Raw genomic sequence first — 18574 nt, forward strand, 5'->3', positions numbered from 1 at the left:
CGTGCATTACCCGGGCGCATGAGCCAGACATCGATCGAGCGGCTGAGGGAATATCTCGCGCAGCTCCCGCCGCAGTCGCAGGCACTGCTGATGCGGGAGTTCGAGCGTGCGCTCGAGCGCGGCCAGGACACGGCCGTGGCGACCCTCGTGCTCGAGCAATTGCGCAAGATCGTCCGCAAGACCGAGGCCGACGAGGCTCCGCCGCCGCGTACGGACGATCTGTCGCGCCTGCTGTTCCAGGTGTTGGAACCGTTCCTGGTCGAGGCGGGCACTCCGATCCGGGTCGGCCAGATTCGCCGCTCCTCGCTGCAGCCGATCTGGCAGTGGCTCGGCCGTAACGGCGCGCCGGACAAGGTGAACGAATTCGAGGCGGCGCTGTCGCGCATGCCGGCAGACAGTGCAGGGCAGGTGGAAGCCCTGGCCTCGAGGCTCCAGGCGGTGGCCGCGGACGCCATCTTCGAGTTGACGGGGCCGGGCGGCGGCGACAAATCGCGCGCGCTCGCCCGTGTCGGCCCGCCCAACGTGATCGAGGATCTCTATTCGATCGGTGCGGTGCTCCAGGTCCGGGAGGCCATCGCGACGCTGAGCGAGAAGCTGCCGCGCACCGTGCGGGCCTTCGGGGATTCCCAGATCGCCTCGGTGACTTCGGCGCTCAACATTCCGGTGCTTCAGACGCCGCAGATGCTGCCTTTCGCCTTGTCGGCCGTCGTGCAGCGGATGACCGCGCCGTGGCAGATCATCCGCCTCGCCATCAAGATTGCCGCGTCGGACGACGAGATCCGCGTCGCGGCGACGCCTTACGGTGCCGCCGTCACGATCGCCCTGCACGATCTGTCCTGCGTTGCCGCGATCCTTCGCATGGACATCAAGCGCGGCCATTTCGACAACGTCGCCGGCAATCTCAAGACGCTGCACGACGGCGTGCGCGGCCTGCGCACCGAGCTCGACCTGCGCAACGATTCCGCCTGGGGCAAGCAGTTGACCTCGATCCGGGCCGACATCTCCAATGCGCTGCAATCCGAGATCGACAGCGTTCCCGGCCGCGTTCGCCGCATCCTGCGCCAGCGCCCCGAGAAAGACATTCCGCCGGGCGCGCGGATCGACAGCACCGAGGTCGAGGAAACCCTGGCGCTGATCGACTTCGTCGCGACTTGCCGCAACTATGCGAGCGAGCTCGCGATCAACGAGGTGACGCTGCGCACCTATTCCGACCTCCAGCAATACGTGGAACGGTCGACCGAGCAGCTGGTGCAGTCGCTGCGCGCCGCCGATCACAAGGTCCGCGCCTATCGGCAGCAGCAGGTGCAGGCCGCGATCCGCTTCTGCCAGGTGCTGTTCGGCGACGATTACGCCTCGCTGATGAGGCGGGCCGCGGAAAACGCACTCACAGGCGAGCGCAAATCGTCGCGCGCCGGTTAAGCAGGCGCATATTTTCGTGGTCACTATTTATGGTTGACGGTGCCGGTCGCGCGCCGTACGGTCCCCGTGCAAGTCCGGGGAATTTCTATTTGTGGGCGCATGAAACCCGTCATCAGCTCCATCGAAATTGAGAACCGCGTGATCGTGGCCAAGTATCAAAGGCTGATGGTTGGGGCCAAGGTGGTGCTGGTCGAGAAGGCTAGCGATCGGCAGCTGCCCGAGACAATCACGAGGGTTGCATCTCGGGTTCCAGTCGGAGCGTTGCGCATCAGATTGCCGGATGCAATCAAGCCGGGAACATACTTCCTGAAGGCCTTCAACGGGCGCGGCGAGGACGCCGCGCAAAGTGTCGACTTCGAGATCGGCTAAGCCGTTGGATTTTCACCTTTTCGGCACTACATGCGGTTGCGTCGCCTTGACAATTGTCAATTGCCGCATCGTCCGGCCGTGGTGTAAAGGCACCTATAGGCGCGGTTCGTGCGCCGCCGGAAGCTTGCCAGATGACGCTATGGTTCGTGTTCGCGCTGATGACGGTTGCGGCGGTTTTCGCCGTGCTCTGGCCGCTTGGCCGCACCAGCCGCGCGCAGGAGCAGGGCAGCGAGGTCGCGGTCTACAAGGACCAATTGGCCGAGGTCGAGCGTGATCTCACCACAGGCTTGATCTTGGCGCCGGAGGCCGAGGCCGCACGCGTCGAGATCAGCCGCAGGCTGCTCGCGGCGGCGGCCAGCGAGCCTGCAACGGCGCCGAAGTCGAACGTCAAATGGCGCCGTGCGGCGGCCGTGCTGGCGCTCGCGGGTCTGCCGCTCGTTGCGGTCGGCGTCTACATGCCACTCGGCTCACCCAGGCTTCAGGACTTTCCACTTGCGCAGCGGGAGCGCAGGGGTGGCATGGCGCAGTCGCTCGAGAACCTCGTCGTGCAGGTCGAGCAGCATCTGGAGAAGAATCCGACCGACGGGCGCGGATGGAACGTGCTCGCGCCGGTTCTGGAGCGGCTCGGCCGCTTCGACGACGCGGTGCGCGCCTATCGCAACTCGCTCACCTACAATGGCGAGAGCGCAGAGCGCCGGTCCGATCTCGGCGAAGCGATATCCGCTGCCGCCGGCGGCGTGGTGACTGCCGAGGCCAAGGCCGAATTCGAGCGAGCACATGCCTTGAACGCCGACGATCCCAAGGCGAACTACTTCCTGGGCCTCGCCGCCGAGCAGGACGGCCGCAAGGACGATGCGGCCAATATCTGGCGCGCGCTGCTTGCGAAAGCGCCTGCGGATGCGCCGTGGCGTGCCCTGGTGCAGTCCTCGCTCGCGCGAGTCGGTGGCGGCGGCACGATGCCGGCGTTGCCGGATGAGACGATAGCTGCCTCCAAGGACATGGCCGAAGGCGATCGCAATGCGATGGTGCGCGGCATGGTCGATCGCCTGGCCACGCGGCTGAAGCAGAACGGCGACGATGTCGAGGGGTGGCTGCGCTTGGTGCGCGCCTATCTCGTGATGGGGGAGCGGGACAAGGCCATGGGAGCTTCGGCTGATGCGCGGCAGGCTGTTGCCAGCGACGCCGAACGGCTGCGCCAGCTCAACGAAGGCCTGAGGACTCTCGGGCTCGGCGGATGACGATTTCGGGACGAGAGATGCGGAGAACGGATACGCCATGACGCGCAAGCAGCGACGTATGACCATCATCGGCGGATCGCTCGCCGTGCTCGCGCTCGCGGCCGCGCTGGTGCTCAACGCATTGCGCGACTCCATCGTGTTCTTCTCGACGCCGACCATGGTCGCCGAGAAGCACGTCGAGCCCGGCAAGCGGTTTCGCCTCGGCGGCCTGGTGCAGCCCGGCTCGCTCCAGCGCGGCGACAATCTCGCGGTGACGTTCGAGGTCGCCGACGGCAATGCCAAGCTCCCGGTCGCCTACAAGGGCATCCTGCCCGATCTGTTCCGCGAAGGGCAGGGCGTGGTCGCCGAAGGCGCACTCGACGCCAATGGCGTGTTCAAGGCCGATACGGTCCTTGCCAAGCACGACGAGACCTACATGCCCAAGGACGTCGCCGATGCCCTGAAGAAGCAGGGGCACTGGAAGGACGATTACGGCGCTCAAGCTTCCGGCGCCGCCAGACCTGCGGCGGCGACCGCGCAGGGCAATCCGCAGGGAGCGGTGCGGTGATCGCAGAATCCGGACATTACGCGCTGGTGCTGGCGCTAGGGCTCGCACTGATCCAGTCCATCGTGCCGCTGATCGGCGCGCGGCTGCGCGATGCTGCCCTGATGAATGTGGCGCGCTCCACGGCGCTGGCGCAGCTCCTGTTCGTCGGTGTGTCGTTCACGGCGCTGGTGATGCTGCACGTGAACTCGGATTTCTCCGTTGCCAACGTCTACGAGAATTCCCACTCGATGAAGCCACTGCTCTACAAGATCACCGGCGTGTGGGGGAACCATGAAGGCTCGATGCTGCTGTGGGTGTCGATCCTGGCGCTGTTCGGCGGATTGGTCGCGGGCTTCGGCAACAATCTGCCGCTGTCGCTGCGCGCACATGTGCTCGCCGTCCAGGCCTGGATCGCCAGCGCGTTCTATCTCTTCATCCTGGTGACCTCGAATCCGTTCCTGCGCATCGTCAATCCGCCGATCGAGGGGCGCGATCTCAATCCGGTGCTGCAGGACATCGGTCTCGCCGTGCATCCGCCGATGCTCTATCTCGGCTATGTCGGCTTCTCGATCTCGTTCTCCTTCGCCATTGCGGCGTTGATGGAGGGCCGGATCGATGCGGCCTGGGCGCGCTGGGTGCGGCCCTGGACGCTGGTCGCCTGGATCTTCCTGACGCTCGGCATCGCCATGGGCTCGTACTGGGCCTATTACGAGCTCGGCTGGGGCGGCTGGTGGTTCTGGGACCCGGTCGAGAACGCCTCGCTGATGCCGTGGCTCGCCGGCACCGCGCTGCTGCATTCTGCACTCGTGATGGAGAAGCGCAATGCGCTGAAGGTCTGGACCATCCTGCTCTCGATCCTGACCTTCTCGCTGTCGCTGCTCGGCACCTTCCTGGTGCGCTCCGGCGTCATCACCTCGGTGCACGCCTTCGCCACCGATCCGACCCGCGGCGTGTTCATTCTGCTGATCCTGTGCCTGTTCATCGGCGGCAGCCTGTCGCTGTTCGCGGGCCGCGCCACCTCGTTGAAGCAGGGCGGCCTGTTCGCGCCGATCTCGCGCGAGGGCGCGCTGGTGCTGAACAACCTGCTGCTCACGGTGGCCTGCGCGGTGGTGCTGTTCGGCACGCTCTATCCGCTCGCGATGGAGATGCTCGCCGATTTCAAGATGTCGGTCGGCGCCCCCTTCTACAACCTCACCTTCGCTCCGCTGTTTGCCCTGTTGCTGCTTGCGGTGCCGTTCGGGCCGATGCTGGCGTGGAAGCGCGGCGACCTGCTGGGCGTGACGCAGCGCCTGCTCGCGGCCGGCGTTGCCGGGCTGGTCGTGGTCGCCATCGTCTGGGCCTGGGTGCGGGGCGGCAGCGCGCTGGCGCCGCTCGCGATCGGGCTCGGCGTCTTCGTCATTGCCGGCGCCGTCACCGACCTGGCCGAACGGACGGGCCTGGTTCGCCTGCCGTTCGCGACGGTGCTGCACCGGGCGCGCGGCCTGCCACGATCGGCCTGGGGCACCGCGTTTGCGCATGCCGGCCTCGGCGTCGCACTGATCGGCATCGTCTGCGAGACCACCTGGAACAGCGAATACATCGCGACGATGAAGCAGAACGAGGTCGCCCATGTCGCCGGCTACGACCTGAAGCTCGACGGGCTGTTTCAGCGCCAGGGCCCGAACTACCGCGAGATGATCGCCGAGTTCAACGTCAGTCGCGACGGCGAGGCCATCAGAGTCATGACGCCGTCCAAGCGCAGCTTCACCACCCGCGGCTCCTCGACCACCGAGGCCGCACTGCTGACGCACGGCGCGAGCCAGCTCTACGTTTCGCTCGGCGACGCCACGGCCGAGGGCGCCATCGCCGTGCGCATCTATCACAAGCCGCTGGTCCTCCTGATCTGGTGGGGGCCGGTGCTGATGGCGTTCGGCGGCGTGCTCTCGCTCTCCGACCGCCGCCTGCGCGTCGGCGCGCCGAAGCCGGCGCGGGCCAGGCAGCGCCTCCAGCCCGCGGAATGATCCGATGCGCCGGATGATGGCTGCGTTCATCGCGTTGATGCTGCTGGCCTTGCCGGCGGCCCACGCTGTCCAGCCCGACGAGATCATGTCGGACCCCGCCAAGGAATCGCGCGCGCGCGAATTGTCGCGCGAGCTTCGCTGCATGGTCTGCCAGAACCAGTCGATCGACGATTCCGATGCGCCGCTGGCACGCGATTTGCGGCTCCTGGTGCGCGAGCGCATTGCGGCCGGCGACAGCAATTCGCAGGTGCTCGACTTCCTGGTGGCGCGCTACGGCGAGTTCGTGCTGCTGAAACCGCGCTTCGAGCGGCAGACCCTGCTGCTGTGGCTGCTCGGGCCGGTGCTGCTGATCGGCGGTGGCCTGGCGCTGTGGCTGCAAATCCGGCGCCGCTCGCGAAGTGGTGCCGACGTACCGGCGCCGCCGCTCACGGCGGAGGAAGAGGCGCGGCTTGCGGACTTGATGTCAGACGATTCCAAGTCTTCCTGAGACCTCATCCCAGCTACGCAGTGCCACGTCGCCCGCGGCAACGGCCGCGTGGTTCATGCTATGTTGACCTTTGTCTGGAAGCTTGTCGCGAGATTTGATTCCAGACTCTGAGTCCTCGAGATGTTCGCGAACAGCAATCTGACGATCCGCTTCCTGGTCGGCGCCGTTGTCGCTGCGCTATTGTTCCTGCTGGGCATCGGCGGCGGCACCGGCTTCATCGCGGTGCTCTACCTCAACAACGAAATCACCAGCCTGTCCTCGGACTTCGCCGCGCTGAGCGGCCCGGCGCGCGACCATGCGATGCAGATCTACCAGCAGGCGCAGACCGCGTTCTCCTACTTCCTGGTCGCCTGCGGCGTGATCGCCGTCGTCGCCGCTACGATCTGCCTCACCACCTGGTTCGCCGTGCGCAACGGCATCCTCAGTCCCCTGGCGGCGATCGTGCATGCCATGCGCGAGGTTGCCGACCAGAAGTTCGAGACGTCGGTCCCGGGGCTCGGTCGCACCAACGAGATCGGCCTGCTCGCCGGTGCGCTGGAGGTGTTCAAGACCAACGGCCTCGAGCGGCGCCGCCTCTCCGAGCAGCAGCTGCATGAGGCACAGCATCAGGCCGAGCGGTCGAAATTCCTGGACGACCGGATCAAGCGCTTCAACGATCTCGTCGCCAGCGTCGTCGCCAGCGTGGCGTCATCGGCCGTGCATCTGAAGACCAATGCCGAGACGCTGTCGCGGACAGCCAACGACACCAGCACCAAGGCCAATGCGGTCGCGAGCGCCGCCAGCCAAGCCAGCAGCAGCGTGCAGACGGTCGCGGGGTCCGCCGAGGAGATGACGAATTCGATCGGCACGATCAGCCGCCGCGTCACGGACGCGACCCAGCGCGCCGAGGGCGCGGCGTCCCAGGCGGAGAAGAGCCGCGATACCATCCACACGCTGTCGGATGCCGCCGACAAGATCGGCGAGGTCGTCCAGCTCGTGCAGGCGATCGCATCGCAGACCAATCTGCTGGCGCTCAACGCCACCATCGAGGCGGCACGGGCAGGGGAGGCGGGCAAGGGGTTTGCGGTGGTCGCCTCCGAGGTGAAGAATCTGGCGCATCAGACCAGCAAGGCGACGGAAGAGATCACCTCCCATGTCGCCAGCATTCAGGGCATCACCGCGGAGACCCGTGGCGCGATCGACGGCATTTCCAAGACGCTGTCGGAGATCTCGTCCATCATGTCCGGCATCGAGATCGACACCGCCCAGCAGCGCAACGCCACGCAGGAGATCACGCGCAGCGCCCAGGACGCCGCGCGCGGCACCCTCGACGTCTCCAACCATATCGTCCAGATCACCTCGACTTCCGCGGAGACCGGCCGCATGGCCGCCGAGGCGCGGGATTCGGCGGTCGACCTGTCGCAGCAGGCTGAGACCTTGAAGCGCGAAGTCGACGAGTTCATCGTCAGCGTCAGGGCGAGCTGAGCGCCAAAATCGCGCCTCCGCTCCGTCACGGGAACTGGATTAAGTTCCTGTAAGACCACAATTTTTGGCCTGTGCTAAACTGCCGCATCCGTCTCATCCCTTCATTACAAAAGTTTAACCCGGCCGCCAGCGCGCGGTAAGGCGACAGACCCCATCTTCAGGTCCGCAAGGTGCTGGGATCCGGCACCAAAGGATTTCAAGGCCCTGGAGATTTTTGCATGAACGATCGTATCGACCTCTCGAACCTCCCGTCGTACCGGCAGCCGCGCCGGTCGGTGTTTTCCGCGCGCAAGCTCGCGCTGATGGCCTCGGTCGTCGCCGGTCTCGGTGCGGCCGTCTATGGCTTCAGCCCGTCGACCTCGCCGGCTGACCTGTTCTCCAGCCCGGCGCATGCGCAGGTCAACAACGAGGTCCGCAAGGTCGAACGTCCGATCGGTTTCGCCGACATCGTCGAGCGCGTGAAGCCGTCGGTGATCTCGGTGAAGGTCAACATCAAGGAGAAGACCGCGAGCAACGACGACGGCGATGATTCCTCCTCGCCGTTCCAGCCGGGCTCGCCGATGGAGCGCTTCTTCCGCCGCTTCGGCGGTCCGGACGGCATCCCCGGCCTGAAGGGCGGCGGGCGTGGCCGCGTCGTGCAAGGCCAGGGCTCCGGCTTCTTCATCTCGGCCGACGGCTATGCCGTGACCAACAACCACGTGGTCGACGGCGCCGACAAGGTCGAGGTCACCACCGATGACGGCAAGACCTACACCGCCAAGGTGATCGGCACCGACCAGCGCACCGACCTCGCGCTGATCAAGGTCGAGGGCAGCACGAACTTCCCGTTCGCCAAGCTCGCCGACAGCAAGCCGCGGATCGGCGACTGGGTGCTTGCGGTCGGTAATCCCTTCGGCCTCGGCGGCACCGTGACCGCGGGCATCGTCTCGGCCAGCGGCCGCGACATCGGCAACGGTCCCTATGATGATTTCATCCAGATCGACGCGCCCGTGAACAAGGGCAATTCCGGCGGTCCGGCCTTCGACACCAACGGCGAGGTGATGGGCGTCAACACCGCGATCTACTCGCCCTCCGGCGGCAGCGTCGGCATCGCATTCTCGATTCCGGCCAACACCGTCAAGAGCGTGGTCGCGCAGCTCAAGGACAAGGGCTCGGTCAGCCGCGGCTGGATCGGCGTGCAGATTCAGCCGGTGACGTCCGACATCGCCGACAGCCTCGGCATGAAGAAGGCCGAAGGCGCGCTGGTGGCGGAGCCGCAGGCCAACGGTCCGGCCGCCAAGGCGGGCATCGAATCCGGCGACGTGATCACGGCGGTCAACGGCGAATCCGTCAAGGACGCCCGTGAGCTCGCCCGCACCATCGGCGGCATGGCGCCCGGCGCGACCGTGAAGCTCAACGTGCTGCACAAGGGCCAGGACAAGGTCATCAACCTCACCCTCGGTCAGTTGCCGAACACGGTCGAGGCCAAGGCTGACGTCGACCAGGACAGCGGCAAGGGTGCCAGCAAGGGCACCGACGTGCCCAGGCTCGGCATGACCGTCGCGCCCGCCAATTCCGTGGCCGGCGCCGGCAAGGAGGGCGTCGTGGTCACCGAAGTCGATCCGAAGAGCGCCGCGGCCGAACGCGGGTTCAAGGAAGGCGACGTGATCCTCGAAGTCGGCGGCAAGAGCGTTGCCACCGCCGGTGAGGTCCGCGACGCCATCAACGCCGCGCGGACCGACAACAAGAACAGCGTCCTGATGCGCGTGAAGAGCGGCGGCCAGTCGCGCTTCGTCGCGATCCCCCTCGCCAAGGGGTAAGGCTCAGGAGGCCTACGAGATGAAGGGCATCGCCGGCATCAGTCGCCCCCGCCGACGGTGCCCTTCTGGGAAGCCGCGCAACGCTGGCTTCCCTCATCTACCTTCCGGTGGAATTACGCCCCCCTCCGTCGGAAGGCCTAGGGCGGTGAGGTCCCCCCAGCTTCACCGCCCGCCTTTTTCCCGCTTCGAGACTCTCCCGCTCGGCTTGCATGCGATTGCCGCTCGCGCCATGTTTAGAGAAGGTTGACCTCCTTGACCGCCGCCGAACGCACGATGCGCCTCCTCATCATCGAAGACGACCGCGAATCCGCCGACTACCTCGCCAAGGCGTTTCGCGAAGTCGGACACATTGCCGACCACGCCGCTGACGGCGAGGAAGGCCTCGCCATGGCCGAGAACGGCGATTACGACGTGCTGGTGGTCGACCGCATGCTGCCCAAGCGCGACGGCCTGTCGCTGATCGGCGCACTGCGCGACAAGGGCAATACGACGCCGGTGCTGATTCTCTCCGCGCTCGGGCAGGTCGATGACCGCATCAAGGGCCTGCGTGCCGGCGGCGACGACTATCTGCCAAAACCCTATTCCTTCGCCGAGCTGCTGGCCCGCGTCGAAGTGCTGTCGCGCCGTCGCGGCGGTCCCGCCGAGGACACGCTTTATCGCGTCGGCGATCTCGAGCTCGACCGGCTGTCGCATCGCGTCGCCCGCGGCAAGGACGAGCTGACCCTCCAGCCGCGCGAATTCCGCCTGCTCGAATACCTGATGAAGCACGCCGGCCAGGTGGTGACGCGCACCATGCTGCTCGAGAACGTCTGGGACTATCATTTCGATCCGCAGACCAACGTGATCGACGTGCACATTTCGCGGCTCCGCTCCAAGATCGACAAGGGTTTCGAGCGCCCGCTGCTGCACACGATCCGCGGCGCCGGATACATGATCCGTGACGGCATTCGGTAAACTCGTCCGCACCACGGCGTTCCGGCTGACGCTGGTCTATCTGCTGCTGTTCGCGATGTTCGCGGCCTCGCTGCTGGCCTATTTCGCCTGGAATACGCGGCGGCTGATCACCGAGGAGATCACGCAGACGGTCAATGCCGAGACCTCGGAGATCAACGAGATCTACGACCGCGGCGGCATGTTTCGCCTGGTGCGCGCGATCGAATATCGCGCGCTCCGGCCGGGCGCCAACCTCTACCTCGTGACCACGCCGACCGGGCAGGCGGTTGCCGGCAATGTCGGCTCGCTCGCGCCCGGCGTGATGGCGACGCGCGGCTGGTCCGAGACCGCGTACCGGCGGATCGAGGACGCCGACGACCGCGATCATCGTGCACTGGTGCGCGTCACCGAATTGGAGAACGGCTTCCGGCTGCTGATCGGCCGCGACCTCGCCGAGCGGCGGCGCTTGTTCGGCATCGTCGCCAAGGCGGCGCAATGGTCGGTGCTGATCGTCGTCGTGCTTGGCCTCGGCGGCGGCGTCTTCGTCGCGCGGAGGGTGCTGAGGCGCATCGACGCGATGACCGGCACCACGCAGCGCATCATGAGCGGAGATCTCAGCGAGCGCCTGCCCGTGGGGCGCAGCGGCGACGAGATCGATCGCTTGGCCGAGAACCTCAATGCCATGCTGGAGCGGATCGAGGCGCTGATGGCGGGCCTGAAGGAGGTTTCCGACAACATCGCCCACGACCTCAAGACGCCGTTGACGCGGCTGCGCAACCGCGCCGAGGAGGCGTTGGCGAGGTCAGGCTGCGAGGCCGATTATCGCGCCGCGCTGGAGCGGACCATCGAGGAGTCCGACGGGCTGATCCGGACCTTCAACGCGCTTCTGATGATCGCGCGGGCAGAATCCGGGCAGGCGCGCGGCAACATGGACGACTTCGATGCCGCGGAAGTCGCCGAGGGCATCCACGAGCTCTACGAGCCGCTCGCCGAGGACGACGGCATGACCCTGAAGGTCAAATGCGAGCCGACGCCGGTTCATGCCAATCGCGAACTGATCAGTCAGGCGCTCGCCAATCTCGTCGAGAACGCGATCAAATACGGCAAGCCGGCGGCGCAGGCGGTCGAAACCGTGGTCAGCATGGATGCCAGGCAGATCACGATCGAGGCGAGGCGCGAGGGCGACCAGGTGCTGCTCAGCGTCACCGATCGCGGTCCGGGGATCCCCGAAGCGGATCGCAAGCACGTCGTCGAGCGATTCGTGCGGCTGGAGGCCAGCCGCACGCTGCCGGGCTCCGGCCTCGGCCTCAGCCTCGCCTCGGCGGTTGCGACGTTGCACGGTGGCGAATTGCGCTTGGGCGATGCCCATCCCGGCCTCGTCGCCACGCTCGTCCTGCCGGCGCGCGCCGGTGCCGGCGACAGGGTTGCTCCGCCGATGCAGGATGTGCCACAGAAGGTGGCATGAACCACTCCGCGCCGGGAAACGCGGACAAGCATGGTGAGAGTCTGGCCGCACGCTTCGCGGAGGCTCCCCATATTGCCGCTTCCACAACCGACGAACGACGTCTCGAAAGCTGGCTGGCCGAGCTCGAGCCGGTGCAATCGGCCCGTCTCGAAGGGCTCCTGGGCCATCCCTTCGCCCGCAACATCCTGGCCGGCATCGCGGAATTCTCGCCCTATCTGTTCGATCTGGTACGTGCCGATGCCCTGCGCCTGATCCGGCTGCTCGAATGCGATCCGGATGCGCATCTGACGACACTGATCGCGGAGGCCCGGAGCGCGGTGCTCGCGGCCTCCGATGAAGCCGAGGTGATGCGGCTGCTTCGCCGCATGAAAGCGGAGGCCGCGCTCCTCACTGCCTTGTGCGACATCGGCGGCGTCTGGCCGGTGATGCGGGTGACGGTGGCGCTGACCGATGTCGCGGTGTCCTCCGTGCAGGTAGCGCTGCAATACCTGCTGCGGCAGGAAGCCGCACGCGGCAAGCTCGCGCCGCCCAATCCCGAGGCGCCCGAAGAGGGCTGCGGGCTGATCGTGCTCGCGATGGGCAAGATGGGCGCGGGCGAGCTGAACTATTCCTCCGACGTCGATCTCATCGTGTTCTTCGATCCCGATGCGACGACCCTCGCGCCCGATATCGAACCGCAGCCGTTCTTCGTCCGGGTCACGCAGGGGATGGCGCGCATCCTTCAGCAGCGCACCTATGATGGTTACGTCTTCCGCGTCGACCTGCGCCTGCGGCCCGATCCGTCCTCGACGCAGGTGGCGATCTCGCGGGACGCTGCGCTGAATTACTACGAGCGGGAGGGGCGCACCTGGGAGCGCGCCGCCATGATCAAGGCGCGGGCCTGCGCCGGCGATCCCAGGGCAGGCGAGGCGCTTCTGGCAGAGATCGCGCCGTTTGTCTGGCGCAAGCATCTCGACTTCGCCGCGCTTGCCGACGTTCACGACATGAAGCGGCAGATGCAGACCTATCGCGGCCAGAGCGAAATCGCGGTCGAGGGCCATAACGTCAAGGTCGGGCGCGGCGGCATCCGCGAGATCGAGTTTTTCGCGCAGACGCAGCAGCTGATTGCGGGTGGCCGCCATCCGGAATTGCGGGTGCGGCCGACGCTCCGGGCGCTCGACGTGCTCGCCTCCAGCAACTGGATCACCTCCGCGGCGCGCGACGAGCTGACCATCGCGTACGAATTCCTGCGCCGGGTCGAGCATCGCCTCCAGATGATTGCCGACGAGCAGACCCACACGCTGCCCGAGGACAAGCAAGCGGTCGAGCGCTTCGCGTGGTTCTTCGGCTATCAGGATCGCGAGGCCTTCGCGCGCGACCTGTTGCACCAGCTCCAGATCGTCCAGGGTCACTACGAAAAACTGTTCGAGGGCGACGATCCGACTGGCACGGCCAGTCTGCCGGCGCTCGACTACAGTGCGGGCCCCGACGATCCGCGCCTGCTGCAGCACCTAGCGACGCTCGGCTTCAAGAAGCCCGCCGCCGTCGCGCAGACCGTACGCGACTGGATCACCGGCGACTACCGCGTCTTCCGCAATGAGGCGACGCGAAGCGCCTTCGTCGAATTCGTGCCGGCCTTGATCGACGGTCTCGCCCATGCCGAGGAGCCGGATCGCGCCGTCGTGGCGTTCGATCATTTCCTCGGCGCGCTGCAGCGCGGCGGCCGGCTGATCACGCTGCTCGGCCAGAACCGCGATCTCGTCGCGCTGGTGGCGCTGGTGCTGGGCGCGGCGCCGCGGCTCGGCGAGATGCTGGCGCGGCAACCGCAGCTCATGGACGGCCTGATCGATCCACGCTTCTTCGGCGCCATGCCCGACAGGCAGGAATTGTCGGGGCGGCTCGCGACCACCGTGCGAGACGCCGACTCCTATGAAGAGTTTCTCGATCGCCTGCGCCTGTTCGGGCAGGAGAGCCTGTTCCTGATCGGTACGCGGATCCTGTCCGGCACGGTCTCGGCGCAGCAGGCGAGCACGGCCTTTGCCGATGTGGCCGAAGGCATCGTCCACACCGTGCACGGCCTCGTCGCCGACCGCTTTGCAGCCCAGCACGGCCGCATCAAGGAGCAGGAGACCGCGATCATCGCAATGGGCCGCCTCGGCAGCCGGGAGATGACGGCCTCGTCCGATCTCGACCTGATCCTGCTCTACGATTTCGACAGCGACAATCCGGACTCCGATGGGACGAAATCGCTGCAAGGTGCCCACTACTTCGCCCGCTTCACCCAGAGGCTGATCAGCGCCTTCACGACGCGCACCAATTACGGCGTGCTCTACGAGATCGACATGCGGCTGCGGCCCTCGGGACGTGCAGGTCCCGTGGCCTCGAGCCTCACGTCGTTCGCGGACTACCAGGCCACCGAGGCCTGGACCTGGGAGCACATGGCGTTGACGCGCGCGCGCGTGGTGTCGGCCTCGCCCGAATTCCGGGAACGGATCGAGCGCGTCATCCGCGACGTGCTGACCCGTCGCCGCGATCCCGCCATCACCGCCAACGACGTTGCCGACATGCGGCGCGCGATCGCGCAGGAGAAGGGCGAGGCCGATTGCTGGGACATCAAACATGCTGCCGGCGGCATGGTCGACATCGACTTCATCGCGCAATATCTCCAGCTCGTGCATGCCCACGACAAGCCGGATATTCTCGACGTCGGCACCGTGCAGGTGCTGGAAAATGCCTGCAGGCTCGGTGTGCTCGGACAATCGGAGACCGAGATCCTGCGTGCCGCGGCGCGGCTCTATCACGACCTGACGCAGATCCTGCGGCTCTGCGTCAGCGAGCGCTTCAAGCCGGAGACCGCCGGCACCGACCTCCTGCGCGTGATGGCGCGCGCCGGCGACGCGCCGGACTTCTCGTCACTGGAGGCGCGTGTGAAGGAAACGCAGGGCGAGGTACGGCGCGTGTTCAGGGCGCTGCTGGAAGGGACGTCGCCTGCTTCAGCGCGGTGATGGCCTCGCGGACGTCGGGCTCCAGGCCCGCGCCGCCCGCATCGAGATGGGCGAAGATCGCGCGCTTCATGCGAGGATCCCAGAACTTCTTGATGTGCTCGGCAATGCCCGGCACGGCCTTGTCATGGCCCTGGCTCTGGAAGAACTTGCCGATCTGGTTGGCCATGTAGATCAGGCGGTCAGGCGACATCGGCAACCTCCGTGGCATGGCGCGCGACGATCCGGCTGCCATGCGAAAATACTTCGAACCCGTCCTGGCGGGCGATGGCGATCAGCGTGATCCCGGCGGCTTCGGCCGTGCGCACCGCGAGCGCGGTCGGCGCCGACACGGCGACCATCACCGGCGCGCCGATCGCGGCGGTCTTCTGCACCATCTCCACCGAGACGCGGCTCGTCAGCAGCACCATGCCGTTGCCCGCATGCGTGCGGCTGCGCGCCAGGGCGCCAGCGAGCTTGTCGAGCGCGTTGTGGCGGCCGACATCCTCGCGCAGTGCGACGATGCTGCCTGTGGGGGACCAGAACGCAGCGGCATGTACGGCGCGGGTTTGCCAATTGATCGATTGCAGCGGTGCGATCGCCTGCATCGCCGCCATGATCTGTTCCGGCGTGAAGATCTGCCGCTGCGGCACCACGGCCGCCGGCCGCACGGCCTCGGCAATGGACTCGATGCCGCAGATTCCGCAGCCGGTCGGGCCGGCGACGTGGCGACGGCGCTCGCTGATGCGCGCGGCATCTTCCGATGCCAGCCACATCCTGAGCTCGATGCCGTCGTCGAGACGGACCACGTCGAGCGAGCGAATGTCGTCGACCGATCCGACGATGCCTTCGTTCACGCTGAAGCCGACCGCAAAATCCTCCAGGTTCTGCGGCGTCCCCATCATGACGGCATAGGTGCCGCCATTATAGGTCAGCGCCAGCGGCGTCTCTTCCGGGATCAGTCGCGTGCCTTCGGAGGCGACACCGTCGCGCCAGATCTCGCGGTCGATGGCCTGGACTGCTACGTGCATGCCGTTACTCCGCGGCCTCGGCCGGCACGATGCGGCGGGACTGCCGCGCCTGTGCGTCATAGGCCTTCTGCCAGTCGGACGGACCGTTCGAGGGCGAGATCTGCACCGCCGTGACCTTGTATTCTGGACAGTTGGTCGCCCAGTCCGAATAGTCCGTGGTGATGACGTTGGCCTGCGTGTCCGGGTGGTGGAAGGTGGTGTAGACGACGCCGGGCGAGACGCGGTCGGTGATCTCCGCGCGCAGCGTGGTCTCGCCGGCACGGCTCTTCAGCCGCACCCAGTCGCCGTCGCGCACGCCGCGCTGCTCGGCATCGTGCGGGTGGATCTCGAGGCGATCCTCGGCATGCCAGACCACGTTGTCGGTGCGCCGCGTCTGCGCGCCGACGTTGTATTGGCTGAGGATGCGGCCGGTGGTGAGCAGCAGCGGATAGCGCGGGCCGGTACGCTCGTCGGTCGCGACGTATTCGGTGACGACGAACTTGCCCTTGCCGCGGACGAAGCCGTCGATATGCATCACCGGCGTGCCCTCGGGCGCCTTCTCGTTGCAGGGCCACTGCACCGAGCCGAGCTCGTCGAGCTTGGCATAGGAGACGCCGGCGAAAGTCGGCGTCAGCGCCGCGATCTCGTCCATGATCTCCGAGGGGTGGCTGTAGTTCATCTCGAAGCCCATCGCCCTGGCAAGGCCGATGGTGACCTCCCAGTCGGCCATGCCGTTCTTCGGCGTCATCACCTTGCGCACGCGCTGGATGCGGCGCTCGGCATTGGTGAAGGTGCCGTCCTTCTCGAGGAAGCTCGAGCCGGGCAGGAAGACGTGGGCGTAGTTCGCGGTCTCGTTCAGGAAGAGGTCGTGGACGATGACGCATTCCATCGCCGACAGCGCCGCCACCACGTGCGACGTGTTGGGATCGGACTGGAGGATGTCCTCGCCCTGCACGTAGATCCCCATGAACGTGCCTTCGACCGCGGCATCGAACATGTTGGGAATGCGCAGGCCCGGTTCGGGATTGAGCTTGACGTTCCAGAGCGCCTCGAACTGGTCGCGCACGGCATCGCCCGAGATGTGGCGGTAGCCGGGCAGCTCGTGCGGGAACGAGCCCATGTCACAGGAGCCCTGCACGTTGTTCTGGCCGCGCAGCGGGTTCACGCCGACGCCGGGACGGCCGATATTGCCGGTTGCCATCGCGAGGTTGGCAATTGCGATCACGGTGGTGGAGCCCTGGCTGTGCTCGGTGACGCCGAGACCGTAATAGATCGCGCCGTTGCCACCGGTGGCGTAGGTCCGGGCCGCTTCGCGCAGCACCTTGGGATCGACGCCGGTGAGGATGGCGGTGGCTTCCGGGCTGTTGTTCGGCTGGGCGACGAAGGCCGCCCATTCCTCGAACTCGCTCCAGTCGCAGCGCTCGCGCACGAAGGCTTCGTTGACGAGGCCCTCGGTCACGATGACATGCGCCAGCGCGGTCATGACCGCGACGTTGGTGCCGGGCATCAGGGGCAGGTGCAGCGCCTTCACATGCGGCGATTCCACCATCTCGGTGCGGCGCGGATCGATCACGATCAGCTTTGCGCCCTGGCGCAGCCGCTTCTTCAGGCGGGAAGCGAAGACGGGGTGAGCGGAGGCCGGGTTGGCGCCGATCACGACGACGACGTCGGTGTCCTCGACCGAATCGAAATCCTGCGTGCCGGCGGAGGTGCCGAAGGTGGTGGCGAGGCCGTAGCCGGTGGGGGAATGACAGACGCGAGCGCAGGTGTCGACATTGTTGTTGCCGAAGCCGGCGCGGATCAGCTTCTGCACCAGATAGGTCTCTTCGTTGGTGCAGCGGGACGAGGTGATGCCGCCGATGGCGTCGCGGCCGTATGTCTTCTGGATGCCGCGCATCCTGGCGGCGGCGAACGAGAACGCCTCGTCCCAGGACACTTCGCGCCAGGGATCGTCGATGCGCTCGCGGATCATCGGCTTGAGGATGCGTTCCTTGTGGTTGGTATAGCCCCAGGCGAACCGGCCCTTGACGCAGGAATGGCCGCGATTGGCCTTGCCGTCCTTGTACGGCACCATGCGCACCACTTCCTCGCCGCGCATCTCGGCCTTGAAGGCGCAGCCGACGCCGCAATAGGCGCAGGTGGTGACGACGGAGTGCTCGGGCTGGCCGATCTCGATCACGGATTTTTCCGTCAGCGTCGCGGTCGGGCAGGCCTGCACGCAGGCGCCGCAGGAGACGCATTCGGAGCCCAGAAAACTCTCGCTCATGCCCGGCGAGACCCGGCTGTCGAAGCCGCGGCCGGAAATGGTCAGCGCGAAGGTGCCTTGCACCTCCTCGCAGGCGCGGACGCAGCGCGAGCAGACGATGCACTTGGAGGGATCGTAGGTGAAGTACGGGTTGGACTCGTCCTTCGGCATCCAGTGGTCGTTGCTGCAGCCGTCAGTCTTGGCGAAAACGTGGTTCTCGCCCTCGTAGCCGTAACGCACGTCGCGCAGACCCACGGCGCCGGCCATGTCCTGCAATTCGCAATCGCCGTTGGCGCCGCAGGTGAGGCAGTCGAGCGGATGGTCGGAGATGTAGAGCTCCATCACGCCCTTGCGCAGCTTCTTCAGCCGCTCGGTCTGGGTGTGCACGACGAGGCCGTTCATCACAGGCGTGGTGCAGGAGGCCGGCGTCCCCGCGCGGCCCTCGATCTCGACGAGGCAGAGCCGGCAGGAGCCGAACGCGTCGACCATGTCGGTTGCGCAGAGTTTGGGGATCTGGTGGCCGGCGTCCATCGCGGCGCGCATGATCGAGGTGCCCTCGGGCACGGTGACCTGGTTGCCGTCGATGGTCAGCGTCACCATCGTGGTCGATTTGGAGCGCGGCGTGCCGTAGTCGATTTCTTCGATCAGAGACATTGTCG

14 protein-coding genes are annotated in these 18574 nt (G+C 66.6%); 11 read left to right on the forward strand and 3 right to left on the reverse strand.

Annotated features, from left to right (window positions below; translation table 11 throughout):
* The first annotated feature begins 18 nt into the window (after window positions 1–18).
* The 11 genes from JQ566_RS02825 to JQ566_RS02875 all read left to right on the forward strand — a co-directional run bounded on the left by JQ566_RS02825 (window position 19) and on the right by JQ566_RS02875 (window position 14684).
* Window positions 19–1419, forward strand: coding sequence for a hypothetical protein (locus JQ566_RS02825; RefSeq protein WP_212369611.1), 1401 nt, complete (start codon window positions 19–21; stop codon window positions 1417–1419).
* A 99-nt stretch (window positions 1420–1518) separates the two neighbouring features.
* Window positions 1519–1788 carry a hypothetical protein gene (locus tag JQ566_RS02830; protein ID WP_212369613.1) on the forward strand — a complete coding sequence of 90 codons (270 nt, stop codon included), beginning with the start codon at window positions 1519–1521 and terminating at the stop codon, window positions 1786–1788.
* Between the two features lie 131 nt (window positions 1789–1919).
* Complete coding sequence (ccmI, locus tag JQ566_RS02835; RefSeq protein WP_212369631.1) at window positions 1920–3026, forward strand: c-type cytochrome biogenesis protein CcmI; 1107 nt, start codon at window positions 1920–1922, stop codon at window positions 3024–3026.
* A 37-nt stretch (window positions 3027–3063) separates the two neighbouring features.
* Complete coding sequence (ccmE, locus tag JQ566_RS02840; RefSeq protein WP_212369634.1) at window positions 3064–3573, forward strand: cytochrome c maturation protein CcmE; 510 nt, start codon at window positions 3064–3066, stop codon at window positions 3571–3573.
* Window positions 3570–5552 (forward strand): heme lyase CcmF/NrfE family subunit, encoded by a 1983-nt coding sequence (locus JQ566_RS02845; protein WP_212369637.1) that lies wholly within the window; start codon window positions 3570–3572, stop codon window positions 5550–5552. The genes ccmE and JQ566_RS02845 overlap by 4 nt, the downstream gene beginning before the upstream one ends.
* Before the next feature lie 4 nt (window positions 5553–5556).
* Entirely contained in the window at window positions 5557–6039 is a 483-nt protein-coding gene (locus tag JQ566_RS02850; protein WP_212369640.1) for a cytochrome c-type biogenesis protein, read from the forward strand.
* A 120-nt stretch (window positions 6040–6159) separates the two neighbouring features.
* Window positions 6160–7503: a methyl-accepting chemotaxis protein gene (locus JQ566_RS02855; RefSeq protein ID WP_212369643.1), complete on the forward strand. Its 1344-nt coding sequence runs from the start codon at window positions 6160–6162 to the stop codon at window positions 7501–7503.
* 218 nt (window positions 7504–7721) lie between these two features.
* On the forward strand, window positions 7722–9302 hold the full coding sequence (locus tag JQ566_RS02860; RefSeq protein ID WP_212369646.1) for a Do family serine endopeptidase: 1581 nt from the start codon (window positions 7722–7724) through the stop codon (window positions 9300–9302).
* A 273-nt stretch (window positions 9303–9575) separates the two neighbouring features.
* Entirely contained in the window at window positions 9576–10256 is a 681-nt protein-coding gene (locus JQ566_RS02865; RefSeq protein WP_061020281.1) for a response regulator transcription factor, read from the forward strand.
* Window positions 10240–11700 (forward strand): sensor histidine kinase, encoded by a 1461-nt coding sequence (locus tag JQ566_RS02870; protein WP_212369649.1) that lies wholly within the window; start codon window positions 10240–10242, stop codon window positions 11698–11700. The genes JQ566_RS02865 and JQ566_RS02870 overlap by 17 nt, the downstream gene beginning before the upstream one ends.
* Complete coding sequence (locus JQ566_RS02875) at window positions 11697–14684, forward strand: bifunctional [glutamine synthetase] adenylyltransferase/[glutamine synthetase]-adenylyl-L-tyrosine phosphorylase (protein WP_212369652.1); 2988 nt, start codon at window positions 11697–11699, stop codon at window positions 14682–14684. The genes JQ566_RS02870 and JQ566_RS02875 overlap by 4 nt, the downstream gene beginning before the upstream one ends.
* Here the strand turns inward: JQ566_RS02875 and JQ566_RS02880 are convergent.
* Genes JQ566_RS02880 through fdhF form a run of 3 tightly spaced genes read right to left on the reverse strand, consistent with a single transcriptional unit; the run spans window position 14641 to window position 18569 of the window.
* Window positions 14641–14874 carry a formate dehydrogenase subunit delta gene (locus JQ566_RS02880; RefSeq protein WP_212369655.1) on the reverse strand — a complete coding sequence of 78 codons (234 nt, stop codon included), beginning with the start codon at window positions 14872–14874 and terminating at the stop codon, window positions 14641–14643. The two genes, JQ566_RS02875 and JQ566_RS02880, sit on opposite strands and share 44 nt — an antisense overlap.
* The gene (gene fdhD, locus JQ566_RS02885; RefSeq protein ID WP_212369658.1) at window positions 14864–15691 is read right to left on the reverse strand and encodes a formate dehydrogenase accessory sulfurtransferase FdhD; all 828 of its coding nucleotides are present in this window, start codon (window positions 15689–15691) and stop codon (window positions 14864–14866) included. The genes JQ566_RS02880 and fdhD overlap by 11 nt, the downstream gene beginning before the upstream one ends.
* Before the next feature lie 4 nt (window positions 15692–15695).
* The gene (gene fdhF, locus JQ566_RS02890; RefSeq protein ID WP_212369661.1) at window positions 15696–18569 is read right to left on the reverse strand and encodes a formate dehydrogenase subunit alpha; all 2874 of its coding nucleotides are present in this window, start codon (window positions 18567–18569) and stop codon (window positions 15696–15698) included.
* Window positions 18570–18574: the final 5 nt, after the last annotated feature.

It is taken from the genome of Bradyrhizobium sp. SZCCT0231 (assembly GCF_018130245.1).
Lineage (GTDB): Bacteria > Pseudomonadota > Alphaproteobacteria > Rhizobiales > Xanthobacteraceae > Bradyrhizobium > Bradyrhizobium japonicum_F.